The sequence below is a fragment of the Pseudoalteromonas amylolytica genome (genome assembly GCF_001854605.1).
In the GTDB taxonomy this organism is placed as follows: Bacteria; Pseudomonadota; Gammaproteobacteria; order Enterobacterales; family Alteromonadaceae; genus Pseudoalteromonas; species Pseudoalteromonas amylolytica.
On record NZ_MKJU01000027.1, the window covers coordinates 365,375 to 385,287 of the forward strand.

The following is a 19,913-nucleotide window of genomic DNA, read 5'->3' on the forward strand; positions in this document are numbered from 1 at the left end:
ATGAGTTTTAACCTAAGTAGTATTCAGCAAGATATTCTCTTCGATCAGCTAAAAAATAAATGTTCTTCACGCTACAACATTGGCGGTTACATAGAAATAGACGACCAAGCACAGCTGTCGTTGTCGAAAATACAATCTGCCCATGAACTGCTCATTTCAACATTTGATGTATTTGGAATTCGTATCATCGAGTCAGATGATGGATTTGAACAATACATCACAGATGAACGTTCGACCGAGCTTCCTTTGGTTGATGTCAGTCAGCAAAGTAATCCAGATAACGCGTTTGACGTTTTTATAAAAAGTGTGTTTTCTTCTCCTATGGAGCTGATAGGTAAGGAACTTTATAAATTTTACTTGGTAAAACTCGCGCCTGGACAATTTCGTTATGTGGCACTCGCGCACCATGTGATCATGGATGGATTTGGATTCGCTAACCTTGTCAAAAGCCTGTCTCTTTTTTATCGAGGTGAACAACTTCAGCAGCCAGCTATGCCGTGGCAGGAAGTTGTAGAGCGCGAAAAGCGTTACATGATGAGTGCTAAGGCTGAGAAAGACAAAAATTTTTGGAATGAATATGATTTTCCGCATAAACAGCCTTTATTTACTCCTTACTCCCAATATAAAGAAAGTCAAAAAAATGATGCGAGTGTAAGGGTTAAATTGCCACTTTCTGAAAATTATGTCGCTCAAATAGAAAGGGTGAGTGAGCGGCTGAATGTAGCAATAAACAGCGTTTACTGTGCGTTGGTGACGGGTTTTATACATAAAACATTTGGCAAGAATAATGTGACAATCGCAATGCCAGTGCACAACAGAAAGGGCGCGATTGAACGTAATATGTTGGGGGCGTTTTTGAGCTATTCGCCCATGAATGTAGATATTAAATTAGGTGATAATTTAGAGAGTATCACCCAAAGAATTATTAAAGTTCAAAAAAAGCTGCTACGTCATCAGCAGTATCCTATAAGTCAAGTAATCACTAACCGCAAAGAGTTAGGCTTAACAGAACCCAGCTTTGATTTTCAATTTAATTACTTAAAACTGGATAGGGCACTGGTATTTGAAAATGACAATTCAGATATTGTATTTGTTACAAATAACGATGAAAAACTGCCACTATCGGTAACCGTGTGGGAACATGCTCAAACAGGGGTTGTTGAGCTGTTAATAGATTTACAAACTGAATACTTTTCTCCAAAAGATATTGAAGTTATACCAGATAGGTTGCTTGATTACGTTGCGCATATACTTGAAGATGAAACCCAAGAGTTAAAAGAGCTTAGCGTTATTAACCACTGTGAACGTCAGCGATTGATTCAGGGGCAATTAAATAATTCAAACGAAAGTCTTGAAATATTGATTAAGCATGGCTTGGAGCTACATAGCGATAAGCTCGCTTTGGTTGATGAAAATGAAACTTTATCGTTCGCACAACTTGTTGCTCACAGAAATGCCATCGCCAATAAGTTAAAAGATCTTGGCTACAGCAAGGGAGATACGTTGGGGTTATGCTTTGAACGTAGTAACTTAAGCATCGTCACAATGCTGGCATGTTTGCACAGTGGTATTTCATTCGTACCTATCTCACATGACTTCCCACTTAGCAGAATAAAACATATTAGTGATACCGCAGAACTCAAAGGCATACTTACACAAAGCCAACTGCTTTCTAGGGTTGCAGATTTGTCTTTACCTGTCTGTGCGCTTGATACTCATTGGCAAGTGATGGTAAGCGCAGAGCAAGGTACGTGTTCGTCAGTTTCGATAGATGATGAGATGCTTGCGTATACCATGTTTACATCAGGTTCAACGGGGCAGCCTAAAGGTGTTAGTATCAGTCGAGGAGCGCTTGCTAACTTTTTAATCGGTGCAACTGAGCAGTTATCAAGCTGTTTTTCGCAGCATACAAGAACGCTGGCAATCACCACTTATATCTTTGATATTTCGTTGCTTGAAATCTTAGGCACTCTCATCAAAGGGGGAACCCTCTATCTTGCTTCCAATACCGATACGGTTAATCCAGACCGTCTCTGTGAGATGATTGAAAGCCACAATATCAATTTGCTACAAGCAACGCCTACTACTTGGAAAATGCTATTTGAGTCAGGTTGGTCTGGCAGTTCGAACTTGAATGCATTGGTTGGAGGTGAGCCTGTAACCGCTTCTTTAGCACAACAGCTCCTTAATGCGTGTCATCAAGTCTGGAACTGTTATGGCCCAACAGAAGCAACTATATGGTCAATGATCAAACAGATATCGAAGACATCTACCGCTGCAATGTCGCGAATTGGTGGTACATTGCCTGGGTATCAGCATTTTGTTCTGATGGATAACGGAGATATAGCGCCGCACGGAGTGGTTGGGGAATTATGCATTAGTGGAGCGAGTCTATCAGTCGGTTATTTGGGTGACACAACCAAAACCGAATTACAATTTCTGTGTAGTGAATTTTTATCTAACAGGTATGGCATTGAGCGTTTTTATAAAACAGGTGACTATGTCAGGCAAGTTGACGCCGATGATTTTGAATATATTGGTCGTATCGATGAGCAGGTTAAAGTCAATGGTTTTCGTATTGAACTTGCCGAAATTGAAGAAGTATTAAGAAAAAACAAATCGATACGAGAAGCTGTTGTTGTTGTAAATAAGCAAAGCAATCCGAGCGGTATTCTAGTCGGATATGTGGAAATTACCTCTGATTTTTGTGGCGATATTGAGGAGCTTATCACTTATTCGAAGCAGGCATTATCTCAACAGTTACCATATTACATGATACCCGCTGAGATATTTCATATTGATGCTATACCAAAAACAGCAAATGGTAAGACTGATAGAAAGCAACTTGCAAATAAGCAACTAGAGTCGAGCATAGAGAGTTGCGTTAAGACACAAGAACAGGAGCATATGGCCCATCTATGGGCGCAAGTCTTAAATGTATCAGTTGAGCACATTGGTGCACATAGCAACTTCTTTTCTTTGGGTGGCAGCTCGGTAATTGCAGTCAAACTGATCTCGTTGTTACGTAAATCTGGCTTTAAAGAGGCGGCAGTTCAGGATGTATTTGCAAGCAAAAACCTCGCTCAAATGGTGAGCAAGCTACATGAAAGCAGAGAAAGTACAGCACATACACACAATGGTATAGCGCTTGAAGAAAGAATTCCTTTGACCTCTTCTCAGCAACGACTGTGGATGGTCGAGCAATTGCAAGGCGACAGCCCTGAATACAATATGTTCGTGGCCTTAAATACCGAAGGGAAGGTTAATGTTGACAAGGTCGAACGGGCATTTAAAGATGTTATTAACCACTACCCAATCTTAACAGCAAACTTTGAGCAGGTTGAAGGCGTACCAGTTCAATACCTGCCTGCGCACTGGAATTGGCAATTAGACAAGCAAGACTTAAGCAAGCTAAATGAGTCGAAAAAGCACTCTGCTGTACAAGCTGTCATATACAAAGCACAAAGAGAAACTTTTGATTTAACTAAAGATGTCAAGCTTAAAGCAAGTTACATTGATTTAGGGTCTGATGAAGGTGTGTTGTTAATTAATATTCATCACATCGTGGCCGATGGATGGTCGGTTGGCTTCTTGTTAGAAGCCTTTAAGCGCTTTTACCTTGGTTTGATAAATGCTGAAGGAGGCTGTGAAACGTCCAATAACGATGCTCAAAATCATTACCTTGAGTATGCAGTGTGGGAAAATGCTACGCAATCGAGTCACACGTTTAACGCAGAATCGGCTTATTGGCGCGAGAAGCTTGAAGGCATTCCCGATACTCATAATTTGCCACTTTGCAAACACAGACCTCAAACAAAATCGAACACTGGTTTAGCGCAATACCATAGCCTACCTGCTCAGCTTAATAGAAAGCTGCTGGATTATGCTCAGCAAAATGAAACCACCCCATTCGTTATTGTTCACAGTGCCCTGTCTCTCGTATTGTCTAGACACAGTGCCAGTAATGACGTGGTAATTGGTACGCCGTTTACAAACAGACGAAACGCGTTAGCGGAAGACGCAGTAGGGGTTTTTGTTAACCCTGTTGTTTTGCGGGCAAATACTAGAAATAGAACGATTGAGGCGTACTTGGCTGATATGAAGCAGCTCCATGTAGAAGCGCAAATCAATCAATCAATGCCGTTTGATAAGCTAGTTGATGAGCTTAAAGTAGAGCGAAATGCCCAGTATTCTCCTATATTTCAGATCGTCCTGAATGCTGATGATGGGGTGGCCGCGATTGAACAAAGTTTAAAGGCACTGCCATTTAGCGCTAAATGTCAGCAGTTAGAGAAAACAAACTCACGTTTTGACCTTGAAATAAACTTGCAAGTTAGCAGCGAAGAATCTCGATTACAGTACATATACGATGATAGTATTTTTACTGGCGAGTTTATCGAGACGCTTCATCAACACCTTACCAACACGCTCGAATCGTTTACTGGGCTTTCATTGCATGATGAAATTAATCAAGTCCGGACGCTATCTGAATCACAGTTGCAAGAGCAACTGGTCGATTTCAATGACACGGAAGTGACGTTGCCTGGGCCTAGGCTACTACACCAGTTGTTTTTTGATGCACTAAGAGACTATGCAGATTCTCCTGCGATAATTACATCCACACAAACGTTAACGTATAAGACCCTGTTTGAAAGGGCCTATGCACTGGCATTGTCTTTAAAAAAACTGGGTGTAGGGCCAGAAGTATTAGTCGCTATTTTATTACCAAAAACACCAGAGCAGATCATCGCAACGCTGGCTGTCAACATGGCAAAAGGCGCTTACTTACCACTTTCATTGGACTGGCCTGAGAGTCGAAATGCGGCGGTATTAAGGCAAGCAAACTGTACTTTACTCATTGATGAAAAAGGGGTTCATCAAGTTGCTGTTGATGGTGATAAATTGCACAAAAGTATGTGCAGCACTGAACATGTTCAACACAGCAGTGATGAGCTTGCAGATTTAATCGCGAAATCAGACCTTTTCATGGCACAGTCAGATTCAGATCTTGCCTATGTGATCTTTACATCTGGTTCAACGGGCAACCCAAAAGGGGTAGCAATTGAGCACCGAATGGCTGCCAATACAATTTTAGATATTAACAGTCGTTATGGCGTGACAGAACTTGACCGTGTGTTCGCTATTTCAGCTCTGAGTTTTGATTTATCGGTATATGATATTTTTGGTTTGCTGGCGAAAGGTGGTGCCATAGTGCTGCCTGACCCTGATAAGCTAGAGTTGCCGCAACATTGGCTAGAAATGGTTGAGCAACATGCTGTAAGTGTTTGGAATACTGTGCCAACCTCCGCTGCGTTTTTATGTGAACAGGCCGAGTTAAAACAGCATGTTGTACCTTGCGTCAGGGTAATGATGATGAGTGGTGACTGGATTGCAACTGACTTACCAGCGCGCTTGTTTAAAACTTTCCCGCGGGCCAATGTGTATAGTTTGGGAGGGGCGACCGAAGGTTCAATTTGGTCAATAGACCACCCTATTGTAGGCGATACAAGTGCGTTGAAGTCTGTGCCATATGGTAAGCCACTTGCTAACCAGAAGTTTTATATTTTGGATGAAAACTTGGCATTTATTCCAAAAGGGGTCACTGGTGAGTTATTTATTGCGGGTGAGGGCGTAGCTCGCTGCTATTACAATGATGAGCAACGTACAAGAGAAAGATATTTACCGCATCCAATTCTAGCTGAAAGACTATACAGAACGGGCGACTTAGGGCGCTATTTGCCGGATGGCACAATTGAGTTTTGTGGGCGCAAAGATCATCAAGTAAAAATTAGAGGGTTCAGAATTGAGCTCGGTGAAATTGAGTTTCAGTTACTGCAAAGCCCACAGGTTAAAAGTGCTACGGTCATTGCTAAAGATGATAATTATGGACGCAAAAGGTTGGTTGCATATATTTGTCCAGCCAATGAAGCGTATTACGATGCACCAAAACAGGAATTAAAAAATCTAGCCCAAAACACTCAAAGTAATATCAATATTGATGCTGTGATCAGTGAAGTTAAGCAAAGTCTCATAGAGACTTTGCCAAGTTATATGATCCCAGCGGCGATTGTTGATATAAAAGAGTTACCACTTACTGCCAACGGTAAAGTTGATAAATCTAGTTTGCCAGAGCCTAATTGGGCAGCAATTGCGTCGGCAAACTTTGCGAAACCAGAAACAGAGTTGGAACGTAAGTTTGTCGACATGTGGACTGACTTGCTCGGCTTAGATAAGGCGCAATTGAGTGTGAACGCCAACTTCTTTGAGTTAGGCGGTGACTCGATACTATCAATTCAACTGGTATCAAGAGCTGCACATGAAGGTTTGTATTTCAGTGTGCGTGATCTATTCGAAGGTAAAACGATTCGTGGGTTGGTAGAGCGTGTTACATTTGAGAAAAAGACACAAACGAACCAAACGTCAGTAAATGGCACTCAGACATTACTACCTGTCCAAGTTGAGTTTTTTGACGATCTTACTGACTTACATCACTTCAACCAAAGCGTCATGCTATCTGTGCCAGAGGCGCTTGCTGCCGATACACTTAGCGATATGATAGCCGAAATTGTCAAGCGCCACGATGCATTGAGGCTGGTGTTCGCTATGAATGAACAAGGCACTTGGCAAGGTCACTATCGAGCATTAGATAGCTTAGGCTCATTCGTTGAAGAGGTGCACTGGCCGACTTATCAAAAAGCGCAGTCAAACCTCAGTGTTGAGCAGTTTGCAACTAGCGTACACAAACAATTGGATATCGTATCTGGACCACTTATGAAAGTGGTTTTGTTGCGTGACCTTGTTCAAGCGGAAGCAGACACCTGCGGTGATACAAATGGTGAAGACCGGGTGCTCTTTGTGATCCATCACCTGTTAGTTGATGGCGTATCATGGCGCGTGATCTTAAATGATTTGAACAGGTTATATCAGCAGCATTGCCAGCAGCAGTCATATCAATTGGAAGATAAAACATCCTCTTTTCAAGAGTGGGGTGAGTATGTTCAGCAGCTCGCCAAACAGGACATCATTTTAAAACAGCACAGTTATTGGCAGCACGTAGTTAGTCAACCGGTATCAACATGGTCTGATATTGAGCGAAATAATTTAGATGTTTCTTGTAAGCATGATCAGATGCCGCAATTTCGTGAAGTTAAGTTTGACTTGCCTGTGTCAGAGACACAAAGCCTGTTGAGTGTTAGCAACCAAGCATACAAGACAAAAACGAATGAGTTGCTTATGTCTGCTTTATTGATGACAAATGAAGCTGCACCGTTGCAAGGAAAAATAAGAATTGATGTAGAAGGGCATGGGCGAGACAATTTAGAAAGCCAATATGACTTGAGCGAAACCGTCGGTTGGTTCACCAATATTTACCCTTGCCTATTAGACAGTCCGTCAAATAGTGTGAACGACATTATTTGTGCTGTTAAAGAGCAATTTAGGTCTGTGCCTACGGCAGGGGCTGGGTTTGCAATATTAAATCGCTGTGGTGGAGAGGCTCAACCATTATTTGCTAACTATCGAAGTGAGTTGCTCTTTAACTACTTAGGACAGTTAGACGCAAAACATCAAGCGAACAACTATTTCGAGTTAGCGAAGGAAAGTAGTGGTCAAAACTTCAGCGAGCAAAGAGCCCAAACTCACCCATTAATTTTGGATTGTTATGTTGAAGATGGGCGACTTAGCTTTTCGTTGCAATATGATGCGTATCAATACAGTGAGCATTTTATCCAGCAGTGGCCAGCCTCATATTTACAAGCGCTTAGTCATATTGTGGCACATTGTAATTTGGTTAATGAGGGGAGCATAGCAAGACGACCTACACCTAGTGATTTCTCACTGGCAAGCGTTGACCAAGCTCGGTTAGATAGTTGGCTAGACACGCTTAATGCAAATGAGCTTGCCAAAATTGACTTGTATCCCGCAACGGGCATGCAACAAGGCATGTTATTCCATAGCATGGAAGAAAAATCCGCTTACGTGTCTCAAATTGAATTGTCGCTGGTGGGCATCAATGAATCTCTATTTAAATCCGCTTGGCAAGAAGTATTAGAGCGACATGATATTTTCAAAACCAGTTTTGTTGGATTTGAGCAAGGGAATATTCATCAGCTAGTTAGACCTTCGAGCGTACTGAATTGGCGCTCAGTAAACTTGTCGGATTTGACTGCAGTAGAGCAGAAGCAGGCGATCATCACCCATTTACAAGAAGACAAACGTCAAGGGTTCAGTGTAAAAGATTTTCCATTAATGCGTTTTACCCACTTTACGTTGAGTGGATCTAATGAGTGTGATTCTGAGCAGGGAGAGTCGGTCTTACTTTGGACTTTCCACCATGCAATTTTGGATGGTTGGTGTACGTCGATTGTGTTCTCAGAAGTAACCGAAATTTATCGCTCATTATTGACTAACTCCACTGCGCGTTTGGAACAAAGCGAGCGCTACCGGAATTATGTAGATTGGTTACTTACACAACCGATGGATGAAGCGAAAGAATACTGGAAGCAAACATTAGCCAAGGTTGAACAAAAGACCAGTTTGCCCGTGAGTGAATTCAGAGCAGGTGACGTTGAAGCCGTTACTATATATGATAGCTTGAAGTTCAGTCATGCAGACACTATGGCGTTGGTGCAGCTTGCCAGACGTCATCAAACAACAGTGAATGTGATCTTGCAGGCCGCCTGGAGTTTGTTGTTAAGCCGCTATACGGGAGAGAAAAATGTCACCTTCGGTGTCACAACATCAGGGCGTCCACCCAGTTTAGTTGGAGCGGATAAGATCATTGGTCTATTCATCAATACATTGCCAATGGTTGTTGAGGTTGATGAAGAAACTGCATTGGAAAACTGGTTACACAGTATCCATACAGATCTGGTTGAAGCTGATTCCTATAGCTACTTGCCTTTATCTCAAATCCAAAAGCAGCACCCTTTGGGACAAAGTTTATTTGATAGTTTGATCGTTTTTGAAAACTATCCTATTGATCAGGCAATTACACAAAATGCACAACATGCACAATTTGAGGTGCAGTCGGTTAACAATTTTGAAGGCAATAATTATGGCCTTAGCCTCATCGCGTACCTTGGGGAAGAACTGCAGATAAGCTTTGAAGTTAAGCAGCACTTGCTCAATGCGGATAAACTGAGTCAAGTAGTAAAGCACCTTCAAGCGATAATGCAAAGCATGGTGACGTGCGTTAGCACGGTGACGGATATCAATATGTTGTCTGACATTGAGAAAAAAGAGTTGTCCAATGGCTTGGTTCCGAATAGAAAATCATATCCGGTTAAGCACCATATTCATCAAGCTTTTAGTGATAAGGCGCAGTTGTTTTCAGATAAAACAGCGTTAGTATTTGGTGATGAACAGTTATCGTATGCTGAACTAGATAATTACTCATCGAAACTCGCTGTACAGATCATTCAATCAGGCATTGGTCAAAACAACCTTATCGCTGTTTGTATGAATCGCTCGTTTGAGCTTATCGTAGCAATACTAGCAATACTGAAATCTGGTAACGGTTATGTACCAATTGACCCAAATAACCCCGTTGACCGTATTACTTATATCCTTGGTGATACCGGCACCTCATTGGTGTTAACGCATGAGCAGGATCATTTTGATTTTACTAATCAATACCAGAATCTGCCGGTGTCGTTACAGTCACTACAAGCGGATTGCTCGGCATCACAAGTGCCAAGTGTAGATGAAGCAGCGAGCTCTAAAGTAGCGTATGTCATTTATACCTCGGGATCCACAGGTAAGCCAAAAGGTGTAGTACAAACTCACGAAAACGTGATGAGGCTGTTTTATGCAACGCGAGATGAGTTTGCAATTTCATCGGACGATACGTGGGCTATGTTCCATTCACCGGCATTTGACTTCTCGGTTTGGGAGATGTGGGGAGCATTATTACATGGTGGTAAGTTATTACTACCAACGAATGCCTGCACTAGAGATCCATATAAGTTTGGCGAGTTTGCACAAAAACATGGCCTCACGATATTAAACCAAACACCTTCTGCATTTTATGGGTTCACACTCGCAGCGATAGAAAGCAAGGCTGTGTTTGAACAACTTAGATTAATTATTTTTGGTGGTGAAGCGTTAGATCATGACATGGTAGAGCGCTGGTGGCAGTACTACAGTGTTGAGCAAATCCAATTGGTCAACATGTACGGTATTACAGAAACAACGGTACATGTGACCGCCAACTTCCTACACCCCGACTCTTTGGATAATAAGAGTATCGGCAAACCATTACATGACCAATTAATTGTGGTGCTCGATCAGAATATGCGTTTGGTGCCCAAAGGGGTGGTAGGAGAAATGTATGTGACAGGTGCTGGGTTAGCAAAAGAGTATCTAGGTGATTTGGAGAAGACGAATCAAAAGTTTGTTTCTAACCCAATACCTGAAATTCCTTACACTCGATTGTACCGAACTGGGGATTTAGCACGATTTAATCAACATAACTCGCTCGAGTATATGGGGCGAATTGATGATCAGGTGAAAATCAGAGGGTTCAGGATTGAACTTGGTGAGATCGAAGCCAAATTAACAGCACTAGATGAAGTATCAATATGTAAAGTCGTTGTACACCAAGAACCTCTTGGCACGAAAGCATTAATCGCATACATCGTGCCTCATGATGAGCATAAGTCAGAGAGTTCAGCGCTTTTAACTTACCTGAAGAAGGCGCTGTCTTTAGTACTGCCTGCTCATATGGTCCCAGCATATTGGGTTAAGATTGAGGCGTTACCAATGACGGCAAACGGTAAGTTGGATGTTGCCAAGCTAGAGAAGCCAGACGTTAAACTTCAGGGTAGCCGAGTAGCTCCAACGAATACACTCGAAACGAAGTTAGCAGATATATGGATGACGACCTTAGGGTTGGATGAGATTGGTATTACGGATAATTACTTTGAGTTAGGCGGTGATTCAATTAAGTCGATTCCGTTAGTCAATCGCATTAAGCGCGAAATAGGGGAGTGTCAAATTAGTGAGTTGTTTGCGCATCCCACTATTTCTGAGTTGGCAGCATATTTAACACGACATAACCGTGCTCACTCACAACAGCAAGTCGATGCGTGCAAGTTAGCGGCTTTCGAATTGCTAACCGATGAAGAACGCCAAATCATTGAAGCTTCAGACGCTGTAGATGCGTATCCACTGTCTTCGCTTCAGCAGGGTATGATTTTCCATCATCTTATGGATGAACATGGCACTACATACCACGATTTATTTTCTGCAACCATAGCAGAACCCTTCGAACTCGAACACTTTGTGGCGGCATTACAAAACGTTGTGATAAGGCAGGAAGTCCTTAGGTCGACAATAAGTCTGTCAGCTCAACGACCATTGCAAATGGTCTATGAAAATGTCGAACTGCCTATTGTTTTAGAAGATCTACGTAACTTTGATACGACGACTCGACGACAAAAAATAGCAGAGCGTAAGTCTGCCATCTTGGCGCATGGGTTTGACTATGAGCAGCCGTTGTGGCGCATTCATATTCAGCAATTAACCGATGGTGATTTTGTTTATCATTTCAGTTTTCATCACATGTTACTAGATGGCTGGAGTGTGGCTAACTTTAATACTGAGTTATTCAGTATTTATCGCGCCCTTTGTGATGGTCAAAGTACTGTAGGCGACCCTGAATCGATTCGAATCTCCGATTATATTAGGTTGGAACAAGAGGCTCTGCATTCTCGTGAGCATCAGGTATATTGGCAGTCAAAAGCAGAGCAATTTCATACACCTTGGTGGTTAACAAGGCCATCGGGAGATGTTCAGCAAGTCTCAATTGACTTAAGTAAAAATCAACAGGTGGCAATCAAGGGCTTAGCTGCGCAAGTTGGCGTACAAGAAAAAACAGTTTATACCGCAATGCATGCGATATTACTGTGGATGATTGATAGTAATCACAGCGTATTGACGTCAGTTGTCACCAACGGACGGCCTGCATTAGCTGGTGCAGATACGAAGCTTGGTATGTTTTTGAACTCGGTTCCTCTGAGTATTGAAGTAAGAGGAAAAACGTATGTTGAGCTGATAAAGCAAATTGAGTCATCATCAGTGGAGTTGTTGCCTCACCGCTACTATCCGATCAGCGAGATCCAAAAGTTAGCGCAATGTGATTTATCCGCTTCAATATTCAATTACACCAACTTTTATGTCTATAACGCACTTAATGAAAAAGTGTCAGTCACGGACTTTGAGCTACAAGAGAGAACTAACTTCTTATTTGAAACAAGCGTGATGCACTCGGCTCAAGGTGAAGTATCGATAAGATTGAAAGTAGATAAAGTTGCGTTTGATGCCAGTGTACTAAGCCGCTTAGCAAAATACATGGATGCTATCTTAGATAAGTTATTGAGTGTTCCTGACACACAAGTGGTGTTAAATGATTTGATGACTCCGCAGGAAATGCAGCGTCAAATGACCACTCTGAACGAATACAAAACACATCCGCATAATGTCGAGTCTCTAATAGAAGGGTTTGCTCATTTTGTTGCGCAGTCTCCAAATAAAGAGGCCATCCAAGAGGGAAGTAAGGCATTCACTTATCAAGAGATCGATAAAATGTCTAACCGCCTCGCAGCGGAGATAGCACAAGAACATGACTTGTATGGCCGTTATGTTGGGTTGTATATGGGACGTTCATGCGAGTTTGTTGTTTCTGTATTGGCTGTAATTAAAAGTGGCGGTGCGTATGTTCCATTAGATCCTAGTTACCCTGATAATAGGCTTGAATACATAGTTCAAGATACCGCGATGGATTTGGTTCTGACTCAAAGAGCCGATACAGAAATAGCACAACGTAAAGACATTTTTGGGCATTGTCAGATCAAGCATGTTCATTTGGACAAAAACCTCGACGATGTTCATTTTAAAGCATCGTTTAACCGTGTCAGCAACCTTATCTATACCTCTGGGTCAACTGGTCGTCCTAAAGGAGTTAAGATTACTCAAAAGGCGATTGCCAATATGGCATTGCAGGAGGAAATCACGCATATAGGCGAGCAGAAAACTATTTTGATGGTTAACTCAATCACCTTTGATGCGTCAACTTTTGAAATATGGACAACGTTTTTAACTGGCGCGACTCTGTCGATTTACAGTGAAGACAAGCTAGATCTAGTAAAACTGTATCATTGCATTAAAGATACAGGGGTGACAGCAGCGTGTTTCACTCCTGTATTGTTATACGCTGTGGTGGATGAACAACCTGAATGCTTAACTCAGTTACAGTCACTACTCGTCGGAGGTGAACCATTAGCTGTTGAGTACGTTAAAAAGGCAAAGCAGATAAATCGAGATTTGCGACTAGTCAATGTTTACGGGCCAACAGAAACGACCACATTTGTCACCTTGTATCCAATTTTGGATGCCAGTGAACTCAATACTAGCATTGCGTCAATTGGTAAGCCTATGTACGGCTGTGAGGTTTACCTTTTAGACAAAGATAACCAGTTGGTTCCCGAAGGAATGGTGGGTGAAATATGCATTGGAGGCAATGGCTTATCTGAAGGCTATTTAGGCCTTGAAGAACAAACAGCAAATACCTTCACACAAGTCACTCTTTGTTCTAAACAAATTCCAATCTATAAGACCGGTGATTTTGCAAGATACATGGACGATGGAAATATAGAAATCCTAGGCCGCGAAGATCATCAAGTCAAAATCAGGGGCTTCCGGATAGAGGTAAAAGAGATCGAATACTGGCTCATGCAACACCCTGACATTATCAATAGTGTTGTACAAGTGAGAAAGGGAGCCGTAGGACAAAAGCTATTGATTGCGTTTTATACCACTGAAAATAAGGAACCGATCAGTGCTGAGCAATTGAGAAGCTATATGTCTGATAAAGTTCCAGATTACATGTTCCCATCGTATTTCATACAGCTGGGACAGTTCCCATCTACTCCCAATGGCAAAGTTGATTATCAAGCTTTGTCGGCTATCGAGTATCAGTCAGAAAAAGAAGGAGTGGCACCGCGTAATGATACTGAACGACAGCTTGTTCAGGTGTGGTCTGAGTGCTTGGGCTTGTCGAGCGAAAACATCGCAATATTTGACAACTTTTTTGAGCTAGGTGGCGATTCGTTATTACTACTACGCGTCGCTAAAAGAATTGAAGAAACATTTAAAGTAAACCTATCAGTGCAACTGTTATTTTCTGCACAAACCATCGCGGAAATAGCAGCACTGATTGAAACAAATAACATGCTCATCATTCAGGGAACTGAATTGGGTGAAGAAGAAGAGGAATTCGTACTGTGAATATATCTGAATTGATTGACGTTCTAAAAGAAAAAGGAATAAAAATAGGCTTGTCTGAACAAGGTCAGCTAGTTGTACGAGGTACGAAAGAAGCATTAGGTGATGATTTAAAGCGTCAGTTAAAAGAGCAAAAGCCTATGCTGATCGAGTGGTTGTCAATCCGTGCTCAAGGTGAGGATAGTGGGATCCGTGTACTTGAAGATAGACAAGCTATTTATCCAATGTCTTATTCACAAAAGCGTCTTTGGTTTATAGATAAATTACAAGGACAAAATGCGGTCTTCAATTTGCCATCGGCATTTCATCTAACTGGACAGTTCAGCATTGATGTGGCAAAAGCTGCTTTTCAACAAATCTTAGATAGACACGAATCACTGAGAACGATTTACTTTGAGCACGATGGTGAACCAGCGCAGTATGTATTACCTCAAGCAGATATACCATTTGAAGTTAATACAGACTGTATTGGATTAGATTGGTCCAGTGAGCAAGTTCAAGCGGTTTTAAAAGAGGACGTATATCAACCATTTCTACTGGAACAAGATATAAAAATTCGAGTGACGGTTGTTCAGCTTGGTGAGCAGGAGTGGGTATTACAGATAAACATCCACCATATCTCAGCTGATGGTATGTCGATGAAAGTGTTGGTTGAAGAATACAATAAACTGTACAACCAAATTGCTAAAATGGGTATGAGTGATTTGCCACTGCCCAAATTACAATATCTGGATTTTTCACAGTGGCAGCGAGAATCCTTAAATAACGATAGTCTTAAGCCTCATTTGGACTATTGGAAAAATACCTTAGCAGGTATTCCTAAATGTCATAGCATCCCGCTACAACATCCTCGTCCAGAGTTTCAATCTTATGAAGCAGGTAAAGTTACTACACACATAGAGGCCTCAAAAGCTCAAATCATTGAGGGGATTTCCAAAGAGCACGGTGCAACAATATTCATGTCCATGCTCGCCAACTTGTCACTATTGGTTAATCGGTACAGTGGTGACACTGATATGGTGTTCGGCACGCCGACTGCGGGAAGGTTTTTACCCGCATTAGAGAATATATTTGGGTTGTTCGTAAATAACTTGGTGCTTCGAATTAATTTAGATGAATGTCAAACCTATAGCGATTTACTGCGTTATACGAAGCAACGATGTTTGGAAGGTTATTCGCATCAGCAAGTACCATTTGAAGTGCTTGTTGAAGAATTAGCACCGCAACGTAATACAGGTTATAACCCAATTTTTCAGATCTCAATTGCAATGCAAGATCTGGTTGATGAAGCGCTAGAACTTGATGGGGTTGAGGTTTCAACTATAAAATCTGACGACAGCATGGGACGTTATGACCTTTCGTTGTTGATCACAGATAGCACTGACGGCCTCGTAGTTGAGTGGTTGTATAACGCAACACTATTTGAAAGAGCGATGGTCGAATCTTTCGCCGAAGACTTTTTACACTTATTAGTTACAACGTCTCAATCTCCTCAAATAAAGTTGTCTGAAATCGCTTTACCTGTGAACCAAACAACCTTATCAGCGCCGCAAACGAAGCTCGAAGCTAACAGCGATGATGAAAATATCGACAGTTTAATCTTATCGCTATACCGAACTATGGATAAATTTCCGGATCAAACGGCTTTGATCGATGGCGATTTAGCCATCACATATTCACAGCTCGTTGAGCAAGTTGAAAGCCAAGCTCACTTGCTGATGGAAAAAGGGCTTCAATCTGGGGATAAAGTAGGGGTGGTATTTTCACCCAGCACAGACCTCATCGTGTGTGTGTTAGCCGTACTTAGGTTAGGCGCGTGTTATGTGCCAATAGAGCCGCACTATCCACAAGAGCGCATGGTTTTTCAAGTAGTAGACTCTGCTGCAAAAATGGTTATCTCTGACGCAACGTTTAGTTGGTGGGAGGAAGAAACTAACTTGCCACCCTTGGTTGTATATAGCGCGGAACACACCAAACCGGCGGATATAAAGTTGCCTAGCCTATCGGCTGCTAAGGCAGACCAAGCGGCTTATGTCATTTATACATCAGGGTCTACAGGCACGCCAAAAGGCGTTGAAATCAGCCAGTATTCGTTAGCGCATTTTATGCTAGAAATCCAAGCGCAGTTGGTGGCATTGACCCCAGAATTGCCAAAGAGTTGGGTGTGGTCTCACTCTTTCGCTTTTGATGCTTCGATAAAGAGTTTTACATTGCTTGCAAGTGGTACGTCACTCATTTTACCTGACGTAGATACGATGGTTTCGCCAAGTGCACTGGTTGAGTTATTGAATAAATATGAAGTGCCAATCTTCAACACTATGCCTTCTGTTGCGCCAGCTTTGTTGGAAGAGCTAGAACGACAATCAGTTGCCGTTAACTTAATTGTCAGTGGCGACGATATTGGTCAATCAACTTGGACGCAATTGAAGAAGTACAACGAGAAATTCGGCGTAAATGCTATCAATGCCTATGGCCCGACAGAAACAACGGTGAATGCAAGTTATTGTTTAGTTAATGGGTTGAGCATGCCAGCAATTGGCTCTGCGACTCATGGGCATCAACTATTCATTGTTGACAGAGAATTAAACGAAGTACCTGTAGGGGCAAGAGGGGAGATAGCAATCTCGGGTCCAGGCTTGGCAATGAGCTACTTAAACAAAGCACAACTATTCGAAGAAAGGTTTATTGCCAGTGACGCAAAGAATAATAAAAAAGGGCAGGCTTTCTATTTGACCGGTGATATGGGTGTGAAGCAACCAAATGGCTTGGTGAGCTTTCTTGGTCGAAAAGACAGACAAGTTAAAGTAAGAGGGTTCAGAGTTGAGTTAGATGAAATTGATAACTTAATAAAAAGCATGCCAGAGGTTCAAGAGGTACATTCTTGGCTTAGGGAGGATGCAAGTGAGCAGCTCATCAGCTTCGTTTGTTTAGCAGATATTGAGAATGCATCAACTGTCTTACCTATCATTCAATCACATATCCGAGCGTCGTTACCGAGCTATATGCACCCAAACAAACTGATCCCTGTCGATGCAATGTTGCGAACAACCAGTGGAAAAGTTTCTCCATCAGCCATGTGGAAATTATACAGAGAGTCTAGTGTTTTACAGCCTGAAAGTTTGGGAGGTACAGAAAAGGCACTGATGGAAATTTGGTGTGAATTACTGGATGTAAATGCGGTTGGTGTCACGGACAACTTCTTTGAATTAGGTGGTCACTCTTTATTAGCAATGACTTTAATAGCAGAAATACGTAGCAAGTTTGGTGTTGGTATACAGATTAAATCTTTACTTGTATCACCAACCATTGCGGCATTGGCAGCATTAATTGACAAAGAACAACAGCCAACAACGAAAAAAACAGAAGTACTGCTATGACATTATTGCAAATCATTCTCGAATGTAAAAACCGAGGCATTGAGTTAGAGGTTTATGAATCTCAGTTAAAGTTGGTTGCTCATAACACCGATTTACCAGAGTATTTAATTGCAGCCATCAAACAAAAAAAACATGAATTGATTGAGTGGTTAACTTCAGACAATCAACTTACAGATTTGGTGGTGACGGACGAACCCAAGGTACTATCTGCCGCGCAGAAAGGACTATGGCTTGCGAATAAACTCAGTAATAGTAGCAATCTTTTTAATATTCCATTCGCTCTTAAGCTAATGGGGGAATTAAATATTGCTGTGCTTGAAGCGAGTTTTCAAAAGCTTTTAGCACATCATGAAGTGTTAAGAACCACTATTTTTGAAATGGAAGGTGAGCTTGAACTACGCGAACTAGATCCAAATAGCTTTGCTATTGAGCATCAAACTAGGGATGAGCTGGGAGCATTGGATATGAACTCTGAGCTTAAGCGGTTATCAGCTGTGAAGTTCGATTTATCCGCAGACTTCCCGATCAAGGTCACGTTAGTAGAGCTTCAGCCTAACGAATATTTATTAGTCATTGTTTTACACCATATTGCTACGGATGGTTGGTCAAATTCGATAATTGTTAAGGATCTGTGTCGCTTTTATAAATCACTGTCACAAGGGGGGCAAGTAGAGCAATCTTGCAATCTTGATTATAGTGATTTTGCAAAAGCGCAACACAATTGGCTAAATGGGCTAGCCGCAGATGTCGCGCTAGAGTATTGGCATCAATATTTAGCGGACATCCCTGCTTGTCATGCGCTTAACTTGGATCATTCTCGAACTGAAAATGGCTATCTCGGTGCGCATATAAACACAGCAATATCAGGCAAGTTAGCGAGTCAACTAAAAGCATTTTGCTATCAACAGAACGTGACCTTATTTACTGCCTTAAAGGTGGTTCTGGGGCTAGCTTTATCACGTTGGACTCAGTGTAACGATGTGGTGTTAGGTTTTCCTATCGCCTGTCGAGACTCAAAAGATTTAGCGGACATTGTAGGGATGATCATGAATACCCAAGTTTGCCGTATTAAGGTAGACGAGGAGGCGAGCTTTTCCCAGCTCATAATGAAAACTCAAAATGAGGAATATGAAGCCTCTTTATTTAATCGATATCCGTTTGAGTTTTTGGCTGATAACTTATCAGTAGAGCGATTGACGCATGTCAGCCCTATTTATCAAGTTATGATCTCAATGCATAACTATGAGAAGGCTCAGGTAAATTTATCAGATCTAACGGTTGAGGTATTAGACCGCCAGTTTGATAGTGCGAAATTAGATCTGATTTTGAATATTACAGAAGCGAATAATGAATTAGAGCTTGAATGGCAATTCAACGCTGCTATTTTGTCGACAAATACGATCGATCAGTTTGCTAAGGCATTTAATGAGTTTTTAAGCGCGTTGCTCCGCCAGCCCGCATTGCCTTTGCATTTGGTCGAAACGTTGGGCATAGAGTCTAAATTAGAGCTCAGTAAGCACAGAGCCTTGGGCACCGTTCGTCGCACCACAAATAATGTGTTGATCAAGAATGTATTTTCTAGTGTACTGAGCACTTCTCAGGCCATCGCACTAACGGATGGCACCACAACTTACTCCTACCATAAGCTAGGTAGTCGAATTTACCAAATAGCAAGTAAATTACGCGAAAATGGTGTTAGCAAGGGAGATATTATATCTGTTTGCCTACCAAGAACTTGCGATTTACCGGCATTATTACTCGCTATTCAAGCAATTGGGGCTGTTTATGTGCCAATTGATCCTGAGTCGCCAGCAAACAGACAAAAGGCGGTCGTAGCACAAAGCAACAGTAAATTCTTTGTTTATGAGCAAGGCTTACAGGTTTCTACCGATTTGCCAGTCACATTATTGTCATTATTGCAATTAACGGCAGCTAATCTTTCTGAGTTTGTTGAAATCTCAGAGTTACAGGCATTTTTATATGCGATTGATGTACAAGAGACGGACCCTGTGTATATCATGTTCACTTCGGGCTCCACAGGTCAGCCTAAAGGGGTCGTGATCACACATAAAGGTTTAATGAACTACCTGCATCATGCACAAGAAAGCTATTTAGGTGATGTAGAGGGAAGTGTTGTTAGTTCTTCAATTGCTTTTGATGCCACCATTACGACATTGTATAGCCCGTTGTTAGTCTCTAAGTCTGTTACGTTATTGCCTCAAGAGCGCGATCTATCTGAGTTACAAGATATAT

At 41.8% G+C, this 19,913-nt stretch carries 3 protein-coding genes (1 of these 3 cut by a window edge); all 3 read left to right on the forward strand.

Annotated elements, in window-relative coordinates; all coding sequences use genetic code 11:
* Nucleotides 1-14,286 carry a non-ribosomal peptide synthetase gene (locus BET10_RS13610; protein WP_070986122.1) on the forward strand — a complete coding sequence of 4,762 codons (14,286 nt, stop codon included), beginning with the start codon at nt 1-3 and terminating at the stop codon, nt 14,284-14,286.
* Entirely contained in the window at nt 14,283-17,660 is a 3,378-nt protein-coding gene (locus BET10_RS13615) for a non-ribosomal peptide synthetase (RefSeq protein ID WP_070986123.1), read from the forward strand. The genes BET10_RS13610 and BET10_RS13615 overlap by 4 nt, the downstream gene beginning before the upstream one ends.
* On the forward strand, nt 17,657-19,913 hold part of the coding region annotated (locus BET10_RS13620; RefSeq protein WP_070986124.1) for a non-ribosomal peptide synthetase (this coding region is incomplete at its 3' end). The annotated region continues 8,112 nt past the right edge of the window; 2,257 of 10,369 annotated nt are visible. The genes BET10_RS13615 and BET10_RS13620, both read left to right, overlap by 4 nt.